General features: G+C 60.4%; 18 protein-coding genes. 2 read left to right on the top strand and 16 right to left on the bottom strand.

Going from position 1 to position 16,177, the window contains the following annotated elements; all coding sequences use genetic code 11:
- Positions 1-34 precede the first annotated feature (34 nt).
- From ndk to trmJ, 12 genes are all read right to left on the bottom strand, one after another.
- Positions 35-460, bottom strand: coding sequence for a nucleoside-diphosphate kinase (gene ndk / locus ACJ8IL_RS14815; RefSeq protein WP_004941424.1), 426 nt, complete (start codon positions 458-460; stop codon positions 35-37).
- 162 nt (positions 461-622) lie between these two features.
- Positions 623-1,453 carry an enhanced serine sensitivity protein SseB gene (sseB, locus tag ACJ8IL_RS14810; RefSeq protein WP_049204939.1) on the bottom strand — a complete coding sequence of 277 codons (831 nt, stop codon included), beginning with the start codon at positions 1,451-1,453 and terminating at the stop codon, positions 623-625.
- A gap of 88 nt (positions 1,454-1,541) precedes the next feature.
- Positions 1,542-2,837 carry an aminopeptidase PepB gene (gene pepB, locus ACJ8IL_RS14805; RefSeq protein WP_197781167.1) on the bottom strand — a complete coding sequence of 432 codons (1,296 nt, stop codon included), beginning with the start codon at positions 2,835-2,837 and terminating at the stop codon, positions 1,542-1,544.
- An 83-nt stretch (positions 2,838-2,920) separates the two neighbouring features.
- Positions 2,921-3,121, bottom strand: a complete 201-nt coding sequence (gene iscX / locus ACJ8IL_RS14800) for a Fe-S cluster assembly protein IscX (protein ID WP_006327336.1) — start codon at positions 3,119-3,121, stop codon at positions 2,921-2,923.
- A gap of 32 nt (positions 3,122-3,153) precedes the next feature.
- The gene (gene fdx, locus ACJ8IL_RS14795) at positions 3,154-3,489 is read right to left on the bottom strand and encodes an ISC system 2Fe-2S type ferredoxin (RefSeq protein WP_004941417.1); all 336 of its coding nucleotides are present in this window, start codon (positions 3,487-3,489) and stop codon (positions 3,154-3,156) included.
- 2 nt (positions 3,490-3,491) lie between these two features.
- Positions 3,492-5,342, bottom strand: coding sequence for a Fe-S protein assembly chaperone HscA (hscA, locus tag ACJ8IL_RS14790; protein ID WP_197781166.1), 1,851 nt, complete (start codon positions 5,340-5,342; stop codon positions 3,492-3,494).
- Between the two features lie 32 nt (positions 5,343-5,374).
- Positions 5,375-5,896, bottom strand: a complete 522-nt coding sequence (hscB, locus tag ACJ8IL_RS14785) for a co-chaperone HscB (protein ID WP_043138098.1) — start codon at positions 5,894-5,896, stop codon at positions 5,375-5,377.
- 62 nt (positions 5,897-5,958) lie between these two features.
- Positions 5,959-6,282: an iron-sulfur cluster assembly protein IscA gene (gene iscA, locus ACJ8IL_RS14780; protein WP_004941410.1), complete on the bottom strand. Its 324-nt coding sequence runs from the start codon at positions 6,280-6,282 to the stop codon at positions 5,959-5,961.
- A 54-nt stretch (positions 6,283-6,336) separates the two neighbouring features.
- Positions 6,337-6,723: a Fe-S cluster assembly scaffold IscU gene (iscU, locus tag ACJ8IL_RS14775; protein WP_004941408.1), complete on the bottom strand. Its 387-nt coding sequence runs from the start codon at positions 6,721-6,723 to the stop codon at positions 6,337-6,339.
- A gap of 24 nt (positions 6,724-6,747) precedes the next feature.
- Complete coding sequence (gene iscS, locus ACJ8IL_RS14770) at positions 6,748-7,962, bottom strand: cysteine desulfurase (RefSeq protein ID WP_016929764.1); 1,215 nt, start codon at positions 7,960-7,962, stop codon at positions 6,748-6,750.
- Between the two features lie 54 nt (positions 7,963-8,016).
- Positions 8,017-8,511, bottom strand: a complete 495-nt coding sequence (gene iscR / locus ACJ8IL_RS14765; RefSeq protein ID WP_004941404.1) for a Fe-S cluster assembly transcriptional regulator IscR — start codon at positions 8,509-8,511, stop codon at positions 8,017-8,019.
- A 193-nt stretch (positions 8,512-8,704) separates the two neighbouring features.
- Positions 8,705-9,439, bottom strand: coding sequence for a tRNA (cytosine(32)/uridine(32)-2'-O)-methyltransferase TrmJ (trmJ, locus tag ACJ8IL_RS14760; RefSeq protein WP_025303916.1), 735 nt, complete (start codon positions 9,437-9,439; stop codon positions 8,705-8,707).
- A 119-nt stretch (positions 9,440-9,558) separates the two neighbouring features.
- Between trmJ and suhB the strand changes: the two genes are divergently transcribed.
- On the top strand, positions 9,559-10,362 hold the full coding sequence (suhB, locus tag ACJ8IL_RS14755) for an inositol-1-monophosphatase (RefSeq protein WP_025303917.1): 804 nt from the start codon (positions 9,559-9,561) through the stop codon (positions 10,360-10,362).
- 56 nt (positions 10,363-10,418) lie between these two features.
- Here suhB and ACJ8IL_RS14750 read toward each other — a convergent pair whose 3' ends face one another.
- Both ACJ8IL_RS14750 and ACJ8IL_RS14745 read right to left on the bottom strand, forming a co-directional pair.
- The gene (locus ACJ8IL_RS14750) at positions 10,419-11,441 is read right to left on the bottom strand and encodes a nickel/cobalt transporter (protein ID WP_173888340.1); all 1,023 of its coding nucleotides are present in this window, start codon (positions 11,439-11,441) and stop codon (positions 10,419-10,421) included.
- Positions 11,432-12,067 carry a DUF1007 family protein gene (locus tag ACJ8IL_RS14745; RefSeq protein ID WP_025303919.1) on the bottom strand — a complete coding sequence of 212 codons (636 nt, stop codon included), beginning with the start codon at positions 12,065-12,067 and terminating at the stop codon, positions 11,432-11,434. Before ACJ8IL_RS14745 ends, ACJ8IL_RS14750 begins: the two co-directional genes overlap by 10 nt.
- 182 nt (positions 12,068-12,249) lie before the next feature.
- Here ACJ8IL_RS14745 and csiE point away from each other — a divergent pair, with 182 nt between their 5' ends.
- Entirely contained in the window at positions 12,250-13,515 is a 1,266-nt protein-coding gene (gene csiE / locus ACJ8IL_RS14740; protein ID WP_442516629.1) for a stationary phase inducible protein CsiE, read from the top strand.
- Here csiE and ACJ8IL_RS14735 read toward each other — a convergent pair whose 3' ends face one another.
- Positions 13,516-14,661, bottom strand: a complete 1,146-nt coding sequence (locus ACJ8IL_RS14735) for a 3-phenylpropionate MFS transporter (RefSeq protein WP_141967200.1) — start codon at positions 14,659-14,661, stop codon at positions 13,516-13,518.
- Positions 14,662-14,817: 156 nt separating this feature from the next.
- Positions 14,818-16,071 carry a serine hydroxymethyltransferase gene (gene glyA, locus ACJ8IL_RS14730; RefSeq protein WP_442516628.1) on the bottom strand — a complete coding sequence of 418 codons (1,254 nt, stop codon included), beginning with the start codon at positions 16,069-16,071 and terminating at the stop codon, positions 14,818-14,820.
- Positions 16,072-16,177: the final 106 nt, after the last annotated feature.

Below are 16,177 nucleotides of genomic sequence, written 5' to 3'. Positions count from 1 at the left end.
GTGAATGCCTGGCTATCAGCTCAGAAACACGCGATTAACGTGCGCAGATTTCGCTTTCGTTGAAGAAGTAAGCGATTTCGCGCTGTGCGGATTCAACGGAGTCGGAACCGTGAACGGCGTTAGCGGTGAAGCTGTCCGCGTAGTCGGCGCGCAGGGTGCCGGCCAGTGCGTTGTCCGGGTTGGTTGCGCCCATGATGTCGCGGTTGCGCTGCACGGCGTTTTCAGATTCCAGAACCTGCACCATGATTGGGCCAGAGGTCATGAACTCAACCAGACCGTCGAAGAATGGACGGCCTTTGTGCTCAGCGTAGAAGCCTTCAGCTTGTTCGCGAGTCAGACGCAGCATTTTAGCGGCGATGATTTTGAAACCGGCGCGCTCGAAACGCGCGTAGATAGCGCCGATGTCGTTGTTGGCTACAGCGTTTGGTTTAACGATGGAAAAGGTACGTTCTACGGTCATGATGGCCTCTGTATGACTTCCAAAACAGGCCGGTCTGCAATGTTGCCGGCCTTCTCAAGTGGCGCAGATTATATGTGCGCCGTTAACGCTTGCCTACGGGAAAATCAACATTTCATTAAAAAAATATGATCTTCATGGGGCATTTTCGACCACGCGGCGGCGCTACTGGGTCTTGTCGGTAGACGGGATCAAATTGCGCAGCCAGCTGCCCCAGCGGCGCTGGTAAAATGGCTGCGTATGGGCGATCAGATAGTGGCTGATGCCGCGCTCGTTCTCCGACACCAGGCAGAAATCCACCGGTTCGTCGTTTGGCGCCGTTTCGCTGGCGACGCTGCCGGCCTCGTTGATCAACGCCTCGATCTCCGCCGGCTCGGCGTCCACTTCCAGCCCGATCAGCAGATTCGGCTTCTCGTCCGCCACCTGGTCGTGCATCAGCGCCAGGAACGCGCGGCGCACCGGTTTGCGCTGGCTGAACAGCGTGGTCAACGCATCCACCATCGCCGACGGGTACTCCTCGGGCTGCCCCAGCAGGATTTGGGTCTCTTTATCGACGTAATGCTCCACCGGTTTGACGACGCCGCCGGTCGCCAACAGCATCGCCACCTCTTCCGGATAGAACTCTTTGCCGTACTCCGCCTTCGGGTTGAGGAACAGATCCGCGCCCTGGGTGATTTCAAACAGCACCCGCGCCGGCATGGCGATGAACGGCTGTTCGTCCTCAACGGCCTTCTGCAGTGCTTCCAGCGAAGTGAAGAACGGAATGATGCTGCCGCCGTCCTGCTTTTCCCAATGCTGGATATTGACCGGCGTATCCGCGTTCAGCGTGATGTCGCCGTCCTGCTGCACCTGTTCGCTGTCGCCGAGGATCAGCACCGTGGCCTCGAGCAGTTCACGGAAGAACGCCGGGCGGTGGGCCGGCTCCGTCACCGCCAGCTTCAGCAGGCGTTCAAGTTCGTTCTCGCTCGGGGCGGCATCGTGATGATGGGCACTCATGGCAAACTCCAGGATCAAATAGCGAGGCCCAGCATGCTGGGCCCCGAAGATAATGCGCATTCTAGCGCCCGATGCGGCGGGCGTTCAATTATTTGGCTTTGCTCAGCAGCAGGTTGGCCAGGGTACGCACGCCCAAACCGGTCGCGCCGGCCGACCACTGATCCACCGCGCCTTTGCGGTAGGTGGCGGAGCAGTCGATGTGCAGCCAGCCCTGTTGGTAATTCTTGACGAAGTGCGACAGGAAGGCCGCCGCGGTGCTGGCGCCGGCGGTGTAGGCCGGGCCGGCTACGTTGTTCAGCTCGGCGAAGTTGGACGGCAGCTGGCTACGGTGGAACTCGGCCAGCGGCAGACGCCAGAACGGCTCTTGCTCGGCGGCGGCGCTGCTCAACAGTTCCTGCGCCAGCGCATCGTCGAAGCTGAACAGGGCGTGGTAGTCGTTGCCCACTGCGGTTTTGGCCGCGCCGGTCAGGGTGGCGCAATCGATAATCAGCTGCGGATTCTGCTCAGAAGCGTCGATCAGGCCGTCGGCCAGCACCAGGCGCCCTTCCGCATCGGTGTTCATCACCTCAACGGTTTTGCCGTTGCGGTAGCGAATGATGTCACCCAGTTTGAAGGCGTTGCCGCTGACCATGTTGTCGGCGCAGCACAGGTACAGCTTCACGCGCTGCTTCAGGCCGCGCGCCGCCGCCAGCGCCAGGGCGCCGGTGATGGTGGCCGCACCGCCCATGTCAGCCTTCATCGAATCCATAAAGGCGCTCTGTTTCAGGCTATAACCGCCGGTATCGAAGGTGATGCCCTTGCCGACCAGGCAAGCGAACACCGGCGCGTCCGGGTTACCGGTCGGGTTGAAGTCCAGCGCCAGCAGCACCGGCGGGCGTTCGGAACCGCGGCCGACGGTGTGGATGCCAGCATAGTTCTGCTCGCGCAGATCTTCGCCCTTGGTGATACGGTAGCTGACGGCATCGCAGCCGACGTCGCACATCAAATCGACAGCGCGGGTCGCCAGTTGCTCCGGCCCCAGCTCTTCCGCCGGCATGTTGATGGTGTCACGCACCCAGTCGACGATCTTCAGGCGCTTATCCAGCTCCTGACGCGCGGCTTCCGGCAGTTCAGCCCATTCGACGTTGCGCTGCCCTTTCGGCCCGCGATAGCCTTGCCAGAACGCCCAGCTGTTTTCCAAATCCCAACCGTCGCCGGCCAGCTTGACGTTTTTGATGCCCTGGCCATCAATTTTGCGGCCCGCGCGCTGGATCGCGCCCAGCTTGTCGGCCCCGGTCAGGTGGATGGTCATCCCTTCGCCATTGGTGCTCAGCAGCGCTTTCTCGCCCCAGCGGGCGTCGGCAGGTTGTTGCGACAGCGTGATCTGCATGAATTCTGTTGTCATAGCCTTCTTACTCCGGATTATTCTTTTATTAATCTTGTCGGATACAAAATAAACGGGCCGCTCATGGCAGCCCGTTACGCTATTTACTCCGCTTCATCTAACCAGACCAGCAGGATCGCTTCCAGTATTTTTTCGTTGGAAGCCTGCGGATCGTCGTCGAACTCTTCGAGATCGCAGATCCACTGATGCATGTCGGTAAAACGCACGGTTTTCGGATCGGTGTCCGGGTATTGGTCGTACAGGGCTTCGCCGATTTCACGGCTGTCGGTCCACTTCAGTCCCATTATGATCTCCGGGTTGACGCTGCGGCTAACAATTAATGCTCACGCGCGTGGTTGACGGTGTAGCGCGGCATTTCGACCACCAGATCTTCGTCGGCGACCAGCGCCTGGCAGCTCAGACGGCTTTCCGGCTCCAGCCCCCAGGCTTTGTCCAGCATGTCGTCTTCCAGCTCGCTGCTCTCTTCCAGCGAATCGAAGCCTTCACGCACGATGCAGTGGCAGGTGGTGCAGGCGCAGGATTTCTCGCAGGCGTGCTCGATTTCAATGCCGTTGCGCAGCGCAACGTTGAGGATCGACTCCCCTTTTTCGGCTTCCAGAACCGCCCCTTCCGGGCAAAGGTCTTGATGGGGCAGGAAAACAATTTTAGGCATGGTTAAACCTCATCCACAGAATGGCCAGCCAGCGCGCGGCGAATGGAAGCGTCCATGCGGCGCGCGGCAAAATCTTGCGTTTGTGCATCTAATGTTTTGATGGCGTCTTCGATAGCGGCGGGATCTTCACCCTGCGCCGCCTGCTGCAACGCCTGGGTCGCGGCGGCGATCGCCTGGCTTTCCGCCTCGCTCAGCAGCGCGGCGTCGGTGGCCAGCGCACCCTGCAGGCTTTCCAGCACCCGCGCGGCTTCCACGCGTTGCTCCGCCAGCTTGCGCGCGCCCACGTCGCTTTGCGCGTTGGCCATCGAATCCTTGATCATGCCGGCGATTTCGCTGTCCGACAGGCCGTATGACGGCTTGACCTGGATCGAGGCTTCAACGCCGGTGGATTTCTCCATCGCGGTGACGCTCAGCAGACCATCGGCATCCACCTGGAAGGTGACGCGAATGTGCGCGCCCCCGGCAGGCAATGGCGGCAGGCCGCGCAGCGTGAAGCGCGCCAGCGAACGGCAATCCTGCACCAGCTCGCGCTCGCCCTGCAGCACGTGGATCATCATCGCGCTCTGGCCATCTTTAAAGGTGGTGAACTCCTGCGCGCGCGCCACCGGAATGGTGGTGTTGCGCGGGATCACTTTCTCCACCAGACCGCCCATGGTTTCCAGGCCCAGCGACAGCGGGATCACGTCCAGCAGCAGCATGTCGCTGTCCGGCTTGTTGCCCACCAGGATGTCGGCCTGGATCGCGGCGCCGATGGCGACCACTTTATCCGGATCGATCGACGTCAGCGGCGTGCGGCCGAAGAAGGCCCCCACCTGCTCACGCACCAGCGGCACGCGGGTGGAACCGCCGACCATCACCGCTTCCAGCACCTCGTCGGCGGCGACGCCGGCATCTTTCAGCGCGCGGCGGCAGGCCATCAACGTACGTTTCACCAGCGGAGCGATCAGCGCTTCGAACTGGGCGCGGGTCACCTCGCCCTGCCAGCCGGCTACCTCAACGCACACGCTGTCGGCATCGCTCAACGCGATTTTGGCGGCGATGGCGGCGTCCAGCAGTTGGCGCTGCACACCGTGATCGTTGCGATCGGCCACGCCGGCCTGCTCGCGCAGCCAGTCGGCCAGCAGGTGATCGAAATCGTCGCCGCCCAGCGCGGAATCGCCGCCGGTGGCCAGCACTTCGAACACGCCGCGGCTGAGGCGCAGAATGGAGATATCAAAGGTGCCACCGCCCAGATCGTAAACCGCGATCACCCCTTCCTGACCGGAATCCAGCCCGTAGGCAATCGCCGCCGCGGTCGGCTCATTCAGCAGGCGCAGGACGTGCAGGCCGGCCAGACGCGCCGCGTCTTTGGTGCCCTGGCGCTGCGCGTCGTCGAAGTAAGCGGGAACGGTAATCACCACGCCGTCCAGCTCGCCTTCCAGCGCCGCTTGCGCGCGCGCGGACAGAGCCCGCAGGATATCGGCGGAGACGCCAACCGGGTTAACCGGGCCGGCGGCGGTGACGATCAGCGGCAGGCCGTTGTCGCTGGCCTGAAATTGATACGGCAGGTTCGGGTAACGTTGCTGCACGTCCGCCAACGAACGACCCATCATGCGTTTGATGGAGCTGACGGTATTGGCCGGATCCTGCGCCGCCTGTTGGCGCGCATCCCAGCCGACGCGCTGCGCGTCCGCCTGATAATGCACCACCGAAGGCAGCAAATGGCGTCCCTGATCGTCGGCCAGTGTTTCCGCTTGCCCGCTGCGCACCGTGGCGACCAGCGAGTTGGTGGTGCCTAAGTCGATGCCGGCGGCCAGGCGTCGCTGGTGCGGCGCGGCGCTGAGGCCAGGCTCACTAATTTGTAATAAGGCCATGTTGAAGCTTCCACAATCAGAATCAGAAGGTGTTACTCAAAACCCAGCAGTTTTTCTTCGAGTTGTTCAACCTGTTGCTGGAGTTTGTCCAAAAAGCGCAGCTTGCGCACGGTGTCGGCGGCATCCGCCCACTGTTCACTGTCCAACTGCTGCAGCATCAGCGCGCTGCGCTGCTTGATGGAGGTGGCCAGCCGCGCGCCGAAATCGGCCAGCAGGCTTTCCGCCTCCGGCTTGCGCTCAATGGCGTCGAGCTCTTCGCGCAGCTCCAGCTGTTCCATCAGAAAGGCGGTGTCGCGCATCGTATGCTGTTCGTTGCCCAGATCGAAGCCGTGCAAAGATAGCATATACTCCGCGCGTTTTAACGGGTGCTTCAGCGCCTGGTAGGCTTCGTTGATGGTCGCCGCCTGCTGCAACGCCATCAGGCGTTCGCGCTCCGGCTGGTTGGCGAAACGATCGGGGTGGAATTGGCGCTGCAGATCCTGGAAGCGGGACGCAAGCAGGCTGCCGTCCACGGTGTAGCGAACGGGCAGCCCGAATAAAGTAAAGTAATCCATAGCGTGCTCTGGGCGTTAGCGGATGAAGTTCCCCCGCCGAAACGGGGGAGCACGATGGACTGTCAGACGTTGAAACTCTCGCCGCAGCCGCACTCGCTTGAGACGTTCGGGTTGTTGAACTTGAAGCCTTCGTTCAGGCCTTCCTTAACGAAATCAAGCTCGGTGCCGTCAAGGTAGACCAGGCTCTTGCCGTCGATGATCACCTTGATGCCTTTGTCTTCAAACACGATGTCGTCATCGTTGGCTTCGTCAACAAATTCCAGCACATAGGCCATCCCGGAGCAGCCGGAAGTTCGCACTCCCAGACGCAGGCCGAGACCCTTGCCGCGGTTCGTCAAAAACGCCTGAACACGCTGCGCAGCGCTGTCGCTCATGGTAATAGACATCACAACCTCACACTTCACATCAAAGCCCGGCGCGGCCGGGCCGATTCAGACAAATTACTTGGCGCTATGCTTGCTCTTATAGTCGGCAATCGCTGCTTTGATGGCGTCTTCAGCCAGGATCGAGCAGTGAATTTTGACCGGCGGCAATTCCAGCTCTTCGGCGATCTGGGTGTTTTTGATCGCTTCAGCCTGATCGAGCGACTTGCCTTTCATCCATTCGGTCACCAGCGAGCTGGAGGCGATGGCGGAACCGCAGCCGTAAGTTTTAAAGCGCGCGTCTTCGATGATGCCTTCATCGTTAACCTTGATTTGCAGCTTCATCACGTCGCCGCAAGCCGGCGCCCCTACCATGCCGCTGCCGACGGTAGGATCTTCGTTGTCGAAAGAACCCACGTTACGCGGGTTTTCATAATGATCGATTACTTTTTCGCTGTAAGCCATGACCTTGCTCCTGAAACCTGAGAATTAATGATGCGCCCATTCGATGCTGTTGATGTCCACGCCCTGCTTGAACATCTCCCACAGTGGGGACAGATCGCGCAGACGGCCGATGGATTTACGCACCAGTTGAATGGTGTAGTCGATCTCTTCTTCCGTGGTGAAACGCCCCAGGGAGAAACGGATCGAGCTGTGCGCCAATTCATCGCTCATGCCCAGCGCGCGCAGCACGTAGGACGGCTCGAGGCTGGCGGAGGTACAGGCTGAACCGGAAGAAACGGCCAGGTCTTTCAGCGCCATGATCAGCGACTCGCCTTCAACGTAGTTGAAGCTGACGTTCAGGATGTTCGGTGCGCCGTGCTCCAGATCGCCGTTCAGATACACTTCTTCCATATCTTTCACGCCGTTCCACAGACGATCGCGCAGGGTGCGCAGACGCGCCATCTCTTCGGTCATCTCTTCTTTGGCGATGCGGTAAGCTTCGCCCATGCCGACGATCTGGTGGACAGGCAGGGTGCCGGAACGCATGCCGCGCTCGTGACCGCCGCCGTGTACCTGCGCTTCGATGCGGATGCGCGGCTTGCGACGCACGTACAGCGCGCCGATGCCTTTCGGGCCATAGATTTTGTGGCCGGAGAACGACATCAGGTCGACTTTCAGCTTGCTCAGATCGATAGGCAGTTTGCCCACGCTCTGGGTGGCGTCAACGTGGTAGATGATACCGCGCGCACGGCACATTTCACCGATCGCTTCGATGTCCTGCACCACGCCGATTTCGTTGTTGACGTGCATGATGGAGACCAGGATGGTGTCATCGCGCAGCGCCGCTTCGAGATCCTGCAGGCTGATGATGCCGTTGCTCTGTGGCGCCAGGTAGGTGACTTCAAACCCTTCGCGCTCCAGTTGACGGCAGGTGTCCAGCACGGCTTTGTGTTCGGTTTTGCTGGTGATGATGTGCTTGCCTTTTTTCTGGTAGAAATTGGCAGCGCCTTTAATCGCCAGGTTGTCGGATTCGGTCGCCCCGGAGGTGAAGACGATTTCGCGTGGGTCGGCGCCCACCAGTTCGGCGATTTGGTTACGGGCGATGTCTACCGCCTCTTCCGCCTGCCAACCGAAACGGTGGGAACGGGAAGCCGGGTTGCCGAAAGTGCCGTCCAGGGTCAAAAACTGCATCATCTTCTCAGCAACGCGCGGGTCAACCGGCGTCGTTGCTGAGTAATCCAGATAAATCGGTAATTTCATTGCTCTTGTGCTCCGTACATCACTTCCAAAAACTAAAATAATTTCGCCAGCTGCTTATGCGCGCAGATTAACGTTGATAGTTTCTTGCGGACGACCGTTGGCCGTGCGGCGCGTATCGTTGTTTTGACGATCCGCCACCACCAGCACTTCCTGGTTATTGACCAGTTCTGCCAGCGTAATGTTGTTCAGGAACCCGCTGATGCGCTCGCTCAGATCGCGCCACAGGGCGTGGGTCAAGCAGCGATCGCCGCCCTGACAGCCTTCTTTGCCCTGGCAACGGGTTGCATCTACCGATTCATCGACGGCAGTGATGACAGCGCCAACGGCGATCTCACCCGCGTCTTTACCCAGCAGATAACCACCGCCCGGACCGCGCACGCTGGCCACCAGGCCATTCTTGCGCAGACGGGAGAATAATTGTTCCAGATAAGAGAGCGAAATACCCTGGCGTTCGGAAATGTCCGCCAGTGGTACCGGCCCTTCCTGGGAATGCAGCGCTACGTCAAGCATAGCGGTTACGGCATAACGGCCTTTGGATGTCAGTCTCATAGCTCAATGGTTACCTGTTGGTCAAATATGGCCGAAAGTCTGACATTCCTGAGTAAAACAGTCAACTATTTAACCTAGTAATTGACTCAAGTATTAGCACGTTTTGAACTTAGCAAGAACAAAGGTATATAAAATACATGTTATAACCTTTGGATAACTAATACTATTGTCGCCCACCGTTATGCCACATCAATTAATTACCTTGATGTTTATCCTGTTTCTCGATCGACGTCAGCATGCCGCGCAGGATATTCAGCTCCTGCCCTTCCGGGCGCGCGCGGGTGAACAGCCGGCGCAGGCGGCTCATCACCTGGCCCGGATGGGACGGGCGAATAAAGCCGGTGCGCTGCAGCGTCTGCTCCAGGTGCTGATAGAAACGCTCGAGGTCATCCACCAGCGGATACGGCGTCTCTTCCAGCTGCGGCGCGCCCGCCTGTTGGCGATCGAGGTAAGCCACGCGCACTTCATACGCCAGGATCTGCACCGCCATCGCCAGGTTCAGCGAGCTGTAGTCCGGGTTGGCCGGAATGGCGACGTGGTAGTGGCACTTCTGCAATTCATCGTTGGTCAGCCCGACGCGTTCGCGGCCGAACACCAGCGCCACCGGCGCGTGTTCGCCTTCGTGTACCGCGCGCACGCCGCATTCACGCGGCTCCAGCATCGGCCACGGCAAGGTGCGAGAACGTGCGCTGGTGCCCACCACCAGGCTACAGCCGGCGATGGCGTCATCGAGGGTATCGACGATAGTGGCGTTGCCGATCACGTCGCTGGCGCCGGCGGCCAGGGCGATGGCCTGAGAATCGGGTTTGATCAGCGGATTAACCAGATAAAGGTTGGTTAAACCCATGGTTTTCATGGCTCTGGCGGTCGAGCCCATGTTGCCGGTATGTGAAGTCTCTACCAGAACAATGCGGATATTGTGCAGCATACAAACTCTGAGCGTGGCGGAAAATCGCAGCATCTTAACACAGCCGTAGGCAATTTGCCGAACAGCTGCTATACTTCGCGCCGTTTCCTGTTCTTTAACATCCTAGTTGGAAGATACCCATGCATCCGATGCTGACTATCGCCGTGCGCGCTGCGCGCAAGGCCGGTAACCTGATTGCCAAAAACTACGAAACCCCGGACGCTGTAGAAGCGAGCCAGAAAGGGACCAATGACTTCGTCACCAACGTCGATCGCGATGCAGAGCATCTGATCATCGACGTCATCCGCAAGTCTTATCCGCAACACAGTATCGTGAGCGAAGAACGCGGTGAGCTGATCGGCGAAGATCGCGATGTGCAATGGGTGATCGATCCACTGGATGGCACTGCAAACTTCATCAAACGTTTCCCTCATTTCTCCGTTTCCATCGCCGTACGCATCAAAGGCCGTACTGAAGTGGCCGTGGTTTACGATCCGATGCGCAACGAACTGTTCACCGCCACGCGCGGTCAGGGCGCACAGCTCAACGGCTACCGCCTGCGCGGTACCAACGCCAAAGATCTGGATGGCACCATCCTGGCGACCGGCTTCCCGTTCAAAGTCAAACAGCACGCAACGCCTTACATCAACATCGTCGGCAAGCTGTTCACCCAGTGCGCAGACTTCCGTCGCACCGGTTCCGCCGCGCTGGATCTGGCCTATGTGGCCGCCGGCCGCGTAGACGGTTTCTTCGAGATCGGCCTGAAGCCGTGGGACTTCGCCGCGGGCGAGCTGCTGGTACGTGAAGCCGGCGGCCTGGTGACCGACTTCGTCGGCGGCCACAACCACTTCAGCTCAGGTAACCTGGTCGCAGGTAACCCGCGCGTGGTGAAAGCCATGCTGGCCACCATGCGTGAAGAACTGAGCGAAGCGCTGAAGCGTTAATCGCCAGAAGCGAATTGAAAAAAAGCGCTGCCGATGCAGCGCTTTTTTTATGCCCGTTAGCGGGAGAAGGGGCGGATGCCGCCGCCGAATTCCGGCTGCGCGCTGACATACAGCAACAGCCCGGCGGCCAACAGGATCAGACCGCCGGCCAGCGCCAGCGAACCCCAGGCCACCGCGCTCCAGGCGGCGGGCGCGCGCGAACGGCTGAGGCGCACCGCCAGCCGGCGGCTGTAATGCACCAGCAGCGCCAGCATGGAGATGGTCAACGAGGTGCCGAACGCCATCGCCAGCGCGGAGATCACGCCCCAGCCGAACACGCCGATCACCTTGGAGAACAGCAGCACTAAAATCGCCCCCGAACAGGGACGCATGCCCATCGCCAGCACGATGGCGGCCTGAGTGCGCCAGTCGCTTCCCGCCTGCAGCTCGCTGTCGCTCGGCAGATGCCGGTGGCCGCAGCCGCAATTGGCGCTGTGCACATGATCCGCCGCCAGCGGCGTCAGGCTGTTGATGCGCAGCGCCGGCGCCGGGCGCATTGCCTTGATCGCCGCAAACAGGCGTTTCAGCGCGCGCCAACTCAGCAGCACGCCAAGCAGCATCACCAGGATAAAGCTGCCCTTCTCCAGCCAGAAACTGCTTTGGTGCAGCTGGCGCGAAGAGAGCTGCAATACCACCAGCATCAGCGTGACCAGCGCGATCGCCACCCCGCCCTGCACCAGCGAAGCGGCGAAGGTCAGCTTCAGGCTGCTTTTCAGCCGCGCCGGATGGGTGGCCAGGTAGGTGGCGATCACCACTTTGCCGTGGCCGGGGCCGAGCGCATGCAAGACGCCATAGCCGAGGCTGAACAGCATCAGCGCCAGTCCGGCCTGCTGCGGCGCGGCCTTCACCTGCTGCAACAGCCCCGCCATCTGCTGGTGCAGCGCTTTTTGCCACACCACGCTCTGCATCAGCAGCTGCGGCCAATAGTGCCACGCCAGCAGCGCGGCGGCCGCCAGCACCAGTGTGAACGGCAGCAGCGGCCACAGGCCGAAGGCCCAGTGACGCCGGCTCGCCGTCGGTTGTGAGAGATTTAACGACATTGCAGCGTCACCCGCTGGGCGAACTGTTGCCCCAGCGCCAGGTCTTCGCCGGGCGAGTCGTTCTTGTCGAGCGACAGCGCATAGGCCTGCAGCGACGCATTCGGCTGCGGCGTCATCAGCTTGTAACTGCACAGCGGCGCCATCTCCGGCGGCAGATGCAGTGCATTTTGGTCTTTATAGGTCATATCCACGAAATAAGTCGGATCGTAAGTAGAAAGTTCGAACGGCTTGCCCGCCAGCGGCTGCGGTTCGGCCAACGGCAGCACGAACTCCAGCACCGCCTGATTGCCCTGGCGCGACAGGTGATATTCGCTGGGCAAGTTCAGATATTTCACCGGCTTGCCGTCGCGGTAAAGATCGGTGAAATAGTGCTGCCCCAGCACGTTGGCCATCACTTCCGCCGCCAGCTTTTTCCACACTTCCGAATCGCTCTTGGCGTTTTTCGCATCGTAAAGCAGATCCGCCGAGGTGATTTCATCCATCACCCACACCATTTTCAGGCCGACCAGCCGCTGGTCTTTGGCGACGAAGGTGGTATTCATGTCGATAAAGCTGTGCGGATGCGCGATCGCACCGGCGCTGAACACGGCGCCGAAAGCAGCCAAAAGACGACGTAACTTCATCATTATCCTGCCTTACCTGTATTTGTTATAACGTAACACAAATAAATACCGAACGGCCCGCCTCTCCCGGCGATATTTGTGACGAAAGTTGTAAGCCGAAGTAAAAGCTGCGCGGTAACCCTGCCGTCACAAAGCCTTTTGCTATGCTTAGGCATAATCGCAACCTTTTATGCCGGAAGGTGATAATGAGCCTGGACACCTCTCCCGTGCCCGCGCTCTCCGGACAACAACGGCGCTGCCATCTGCTGCTGATGCTGTACACGCCGGAGCCCGAGTTACAGCTGGAGACCCTAAGCCGAATCAACGGCGTTGCCCCCCCGATAACCCGGCAAGATATAGCCGAGGTGGCCAGTGAAATCCAGCGTTTCCATCACCTGGAGATCGCCGTCGATCCCGACCATGGCTACCACCTGCGGGGCGGCGCGCTCAACCAACGTCTGTGCCTGATCCATTGGCTGCGGCGGGCCCTGCGCTGCAGCCCGCAGTTTGTTGAAGGCGATTTCGCCCCGCGCCTGCGGCACGCGCTGGCGGCAGATGCCGCCCCAGCGTCTGCGCTGGCTCAAGCGATCGACGCCTGCGAGCCACTGCTCAGCCGCCACTTTGACGCGCGCGACCGCCAATTCCTGGAGCATTACCTGCTCTACTGCGCCTGGCAAAATCGCCTGCAGCGCCATCCGCATTTCGACGCCGTTCAACGCGACTGGCTGCGGCAAAAGCCGGAGCAGCAAGCCGCCGCCTGGCTGCATCAGGCCTGCAACCGGCTGTTTAACCAGCCGCCGCAGGCAGACGAGCGCGATTTTTTGGCGCTGACCTTCACCATGTTGAAAAATCACAGCTACCACAGCAATGACTCGGCGCAAGAGCAGAGATTGATGGCGGCGATCGACAGCATGGTCGAGCGTTTCCAGCAGCTTTCCGGCATGGCCTTCAGCAGCAAGACGGAGCTGGTCAGCCAGCTGTTCGCCCACCTGGCGCCGGCGCTGGAGCGCTGCCGTTTCGCCATCGGCATCGACAATATGCTGCTGGAAGAAGTGGTGCGCAAATACCCGCGGCTAATGCGCACCACGCAGGAAGCGCTGATACCGCTGGAACAGGAATACGGCGTGCATTTTTCCAACGAGGAGGCGGGCCTGGTGGCCATCAGCTTCGGCGCCTGGCTGATGCAGGACAACGCGCTGCAGGAAAAACAGGTGCTGCTGCTGACGCTGGATAACCCGCAGTTGGAAGAGGAAGTGGAATACCAGATCCGCGAGCTCACGCTGCTGCCGCTGAACATCAAGTATCTGCCGTTGAGCGACTATCTGCGCGGCGGAGCGCCGCAGGGCGTCATGCTGGTGATCACCCCTTATGCGGCGGTGCACAGCGATCCGCACCCGCCGTTGATCTATACCGAACTGCCGCTGGAAACACGGCAGCGCCAGGCCATCCGCGCGCTGCTGGAAGCGCCTTAATCAGCGGCTGACGCTGACCGCCGGCGGCCGGATGAACAAGGCCGGCACCGCGACCGCCGCCATCACCCAGAATACCCCACCCTGCCAATGTTCGAACAGGAACCCGGCAATGACCGTCATGACGGCAATACCGCCGCCCATCGCCAGCGCCGAATACACCGCCTGCAGCCGGATCACCTCTTGTCCCTGGCGCGCGGCGATAAAGCGCATCGCCGCCAGATGGCAGACGGTGAAAGTGCCGCAGTGCAGGATCTGGATCAGCAGCAGCCAGCCCAGCTCGGTGCTATAGGCCATCAGGCTCCAGCGCAACACGCCGCAGCAGGCGGAGAGCAACAGCAGGTTGCGCGCATTCCAGCGGCGGAACAGCACGTTGCTGCTGGCGAAAATAATCACCTCCGCCACCACGCCCAGCGACCACAGATAGCCGATGGTCGAGGCCGAATAGCCCGCCTCCTGCCAGTAAATGGAGCCGAAGCTGTAGTAGCCGGCGTGCGCCCCCTGCAGCAGCGTGACGCACAGCAGGAAGCGCCAGACCGGCCCTTCTTTCAGCAGTGCCCACAGCGAACGTTCGGTATCGCTGTGCGTGCGTGCTTCGCCCTGCGGCATGACGCTCGGCTTCAGCAACATGCCCAGCAGCATCGCCAGCACGCTGAAGATCAGGCTGTAGAGAATGGCGTTATGGCCCCACACCGCCACCAGCTGCCCGGTCAGCGCCGAGCCGATGACGAACGCCAGCGAGCCCCACAGCCTTACCCGGCCGTAGTCCATACGAATCTGCTTTTGCCAGGTGCCGGCCAGCGCGTCGGTCAGCGGCACCAGCGGCGAGAAGAACAGGTTGAACCCCGCTATCACCAGCATCAGCCAGCCCCAACCGTTGCCGAAACAGAAGCCAACCGCGAAAGCCAGTGTCAGCAGCGCCAGCAGGCGCAGGGCGGAGACTAAATGAGAGGGATCTTTAACGCGGGGTGCAATCAGTAAACTGCCGAGGAAGCGGGCCACCAAACCGGCGCCGAGCAATATGCCGATGGTTTCCGGCGCGATGCCTTCGCCTTTCAGCCACACGCCCCAGAACGGTAAGAAGATGCCATAGGAAAAGAAGTAGGTGAAATAGCTGAGCGCGAGCCAACGCGTGGATTGCAGAACCATGATCCCTCCGGAGTGAGGGCAATACTTTGACAGAGCTCACACCGCCCCGCAATCTTCATTCCACTTCAATGCGTTAGAGTGCAAGACAGCTCACAGTTTACCGAGAGCGGCCACAAAAAAACCCGCCGCAGCGGGTTTTATCAGGCAAAAGCGGGATTATGCGTAAACCGGCAGGTGGGCGCAGATATCCAGTACTTTCTTCTTGGTGCGTTCGATTGTGGCTTCATCGTTGATGTTGTCCAACACATCGCAGATCCAACCGGCCAGTTCGCGCACGTCAGCCTCTTTGAAGCCGCGACGGGTCACGGCCGGGGTGCCGATACGCACGCCGGAAGTAACGAACGGGCTCTTCGGATCGTTCGGCACGCTGTTTTTGTTGACGGTGATGTTGGCGCGGCCCAGGGCGGCGTCCGCTTCTTTACCGGTCAGGTTTTTATCGACCAGATCCAGCAGGAACAGGTGGTTATGGGTGCCGCCGGAGACCACTTTGTAACCGCGCTGCAAGAACACGTCCACCATCGCCTTGGCGTTGACCGCCACTTGCTGCTGGTAAACCTTGAACTCAGGCTCCATCGCTTCTTTCAGCGCCACCGCCTTGCCGGCGATCACGTGCATCAGCGGGCCGCCCTGGCCGCCAGGGAACACGGCGGAGTTCAGCTTCTTGTACAGCTCTTCGTCGCCGCCCTTCGCCAGGATCAGGCCGCCGCGCGGACCCGCCAGGGTTTTGTGGGTGGTGGTGGTGACGATGTGCGCGTGCGGTACCGGGTTCGGGTACACGCCGGCGGCGATCAGGCCCGCCACGTGCGCCATGTCGACGAACAGGTAAGCGCCGATGCTGTCGGCGATTTCGCGCATTTTGGCCCAGTCAACCACGCCGGAGTATGCGGAGAAGCCGCCGATGATCATTTTCGGCTTGTGGGTTTGCGCCTGTTTGGCCAGATCGTCATAGTCGATTTGACCTTTGTCGTCGATGCCATAAGGCACCACGTTATACAGTTTGCCGGACAGGTTAACCGGGGAACCGTGGGTCAGGTGGCCGCCGTGCGCCAGGTTCATGCCCAGAATGGTGTCGCCCGGCTGCAGCAGCGCGGTGTACACGGCGAAGTTAGCCTGGGAGCCGGAGTGCGGCTGCACGTTGGCGTAATCGGCGCCGAACAATTCTTTGGCACGATCGATAGCCAGCTGCTCAACGATATCCACGTATTCGCAGCCGCCGTAGTAACGCTTGCCCGGATAGCCTTCAGCGTATTTGTTGGTCAGCTGGGAACCCTGAGCCTGCATCACGCGCGGGCTGGTGTAGTTCTCAGACGCGATCAGCTCGATGTGCTCTTCCTGACGCACCACTTCCTGCTCCATGGCACGCCACAGTTCCGCATCGTAATCGGCAATGTTCATTTCACGCTTTAACATCCGGCATCTCCTGACTTAAATCAGCTAACTAAAAAATCACCAAATAACTACCCGTTTGGGTTCTGGGCCACAGTGTAAACCGTTTCGCCCCACCGAAGATAGGTCT

The sequence above is a fragment of the Serratia sp. CY47444 genome (genome assembly GCF_052168635.1).
In the GTDB taxonomy this organism is placed as follows: Bacteria; Pseudomonadota; Gammaproteobacteria; order Enterobacterales; family Enterobacteriaceae; genus Serratia; species Serratia bockelmannii.
This window is presented reverse-complemented; position numbering and strand designations above follow the sequence as displayed.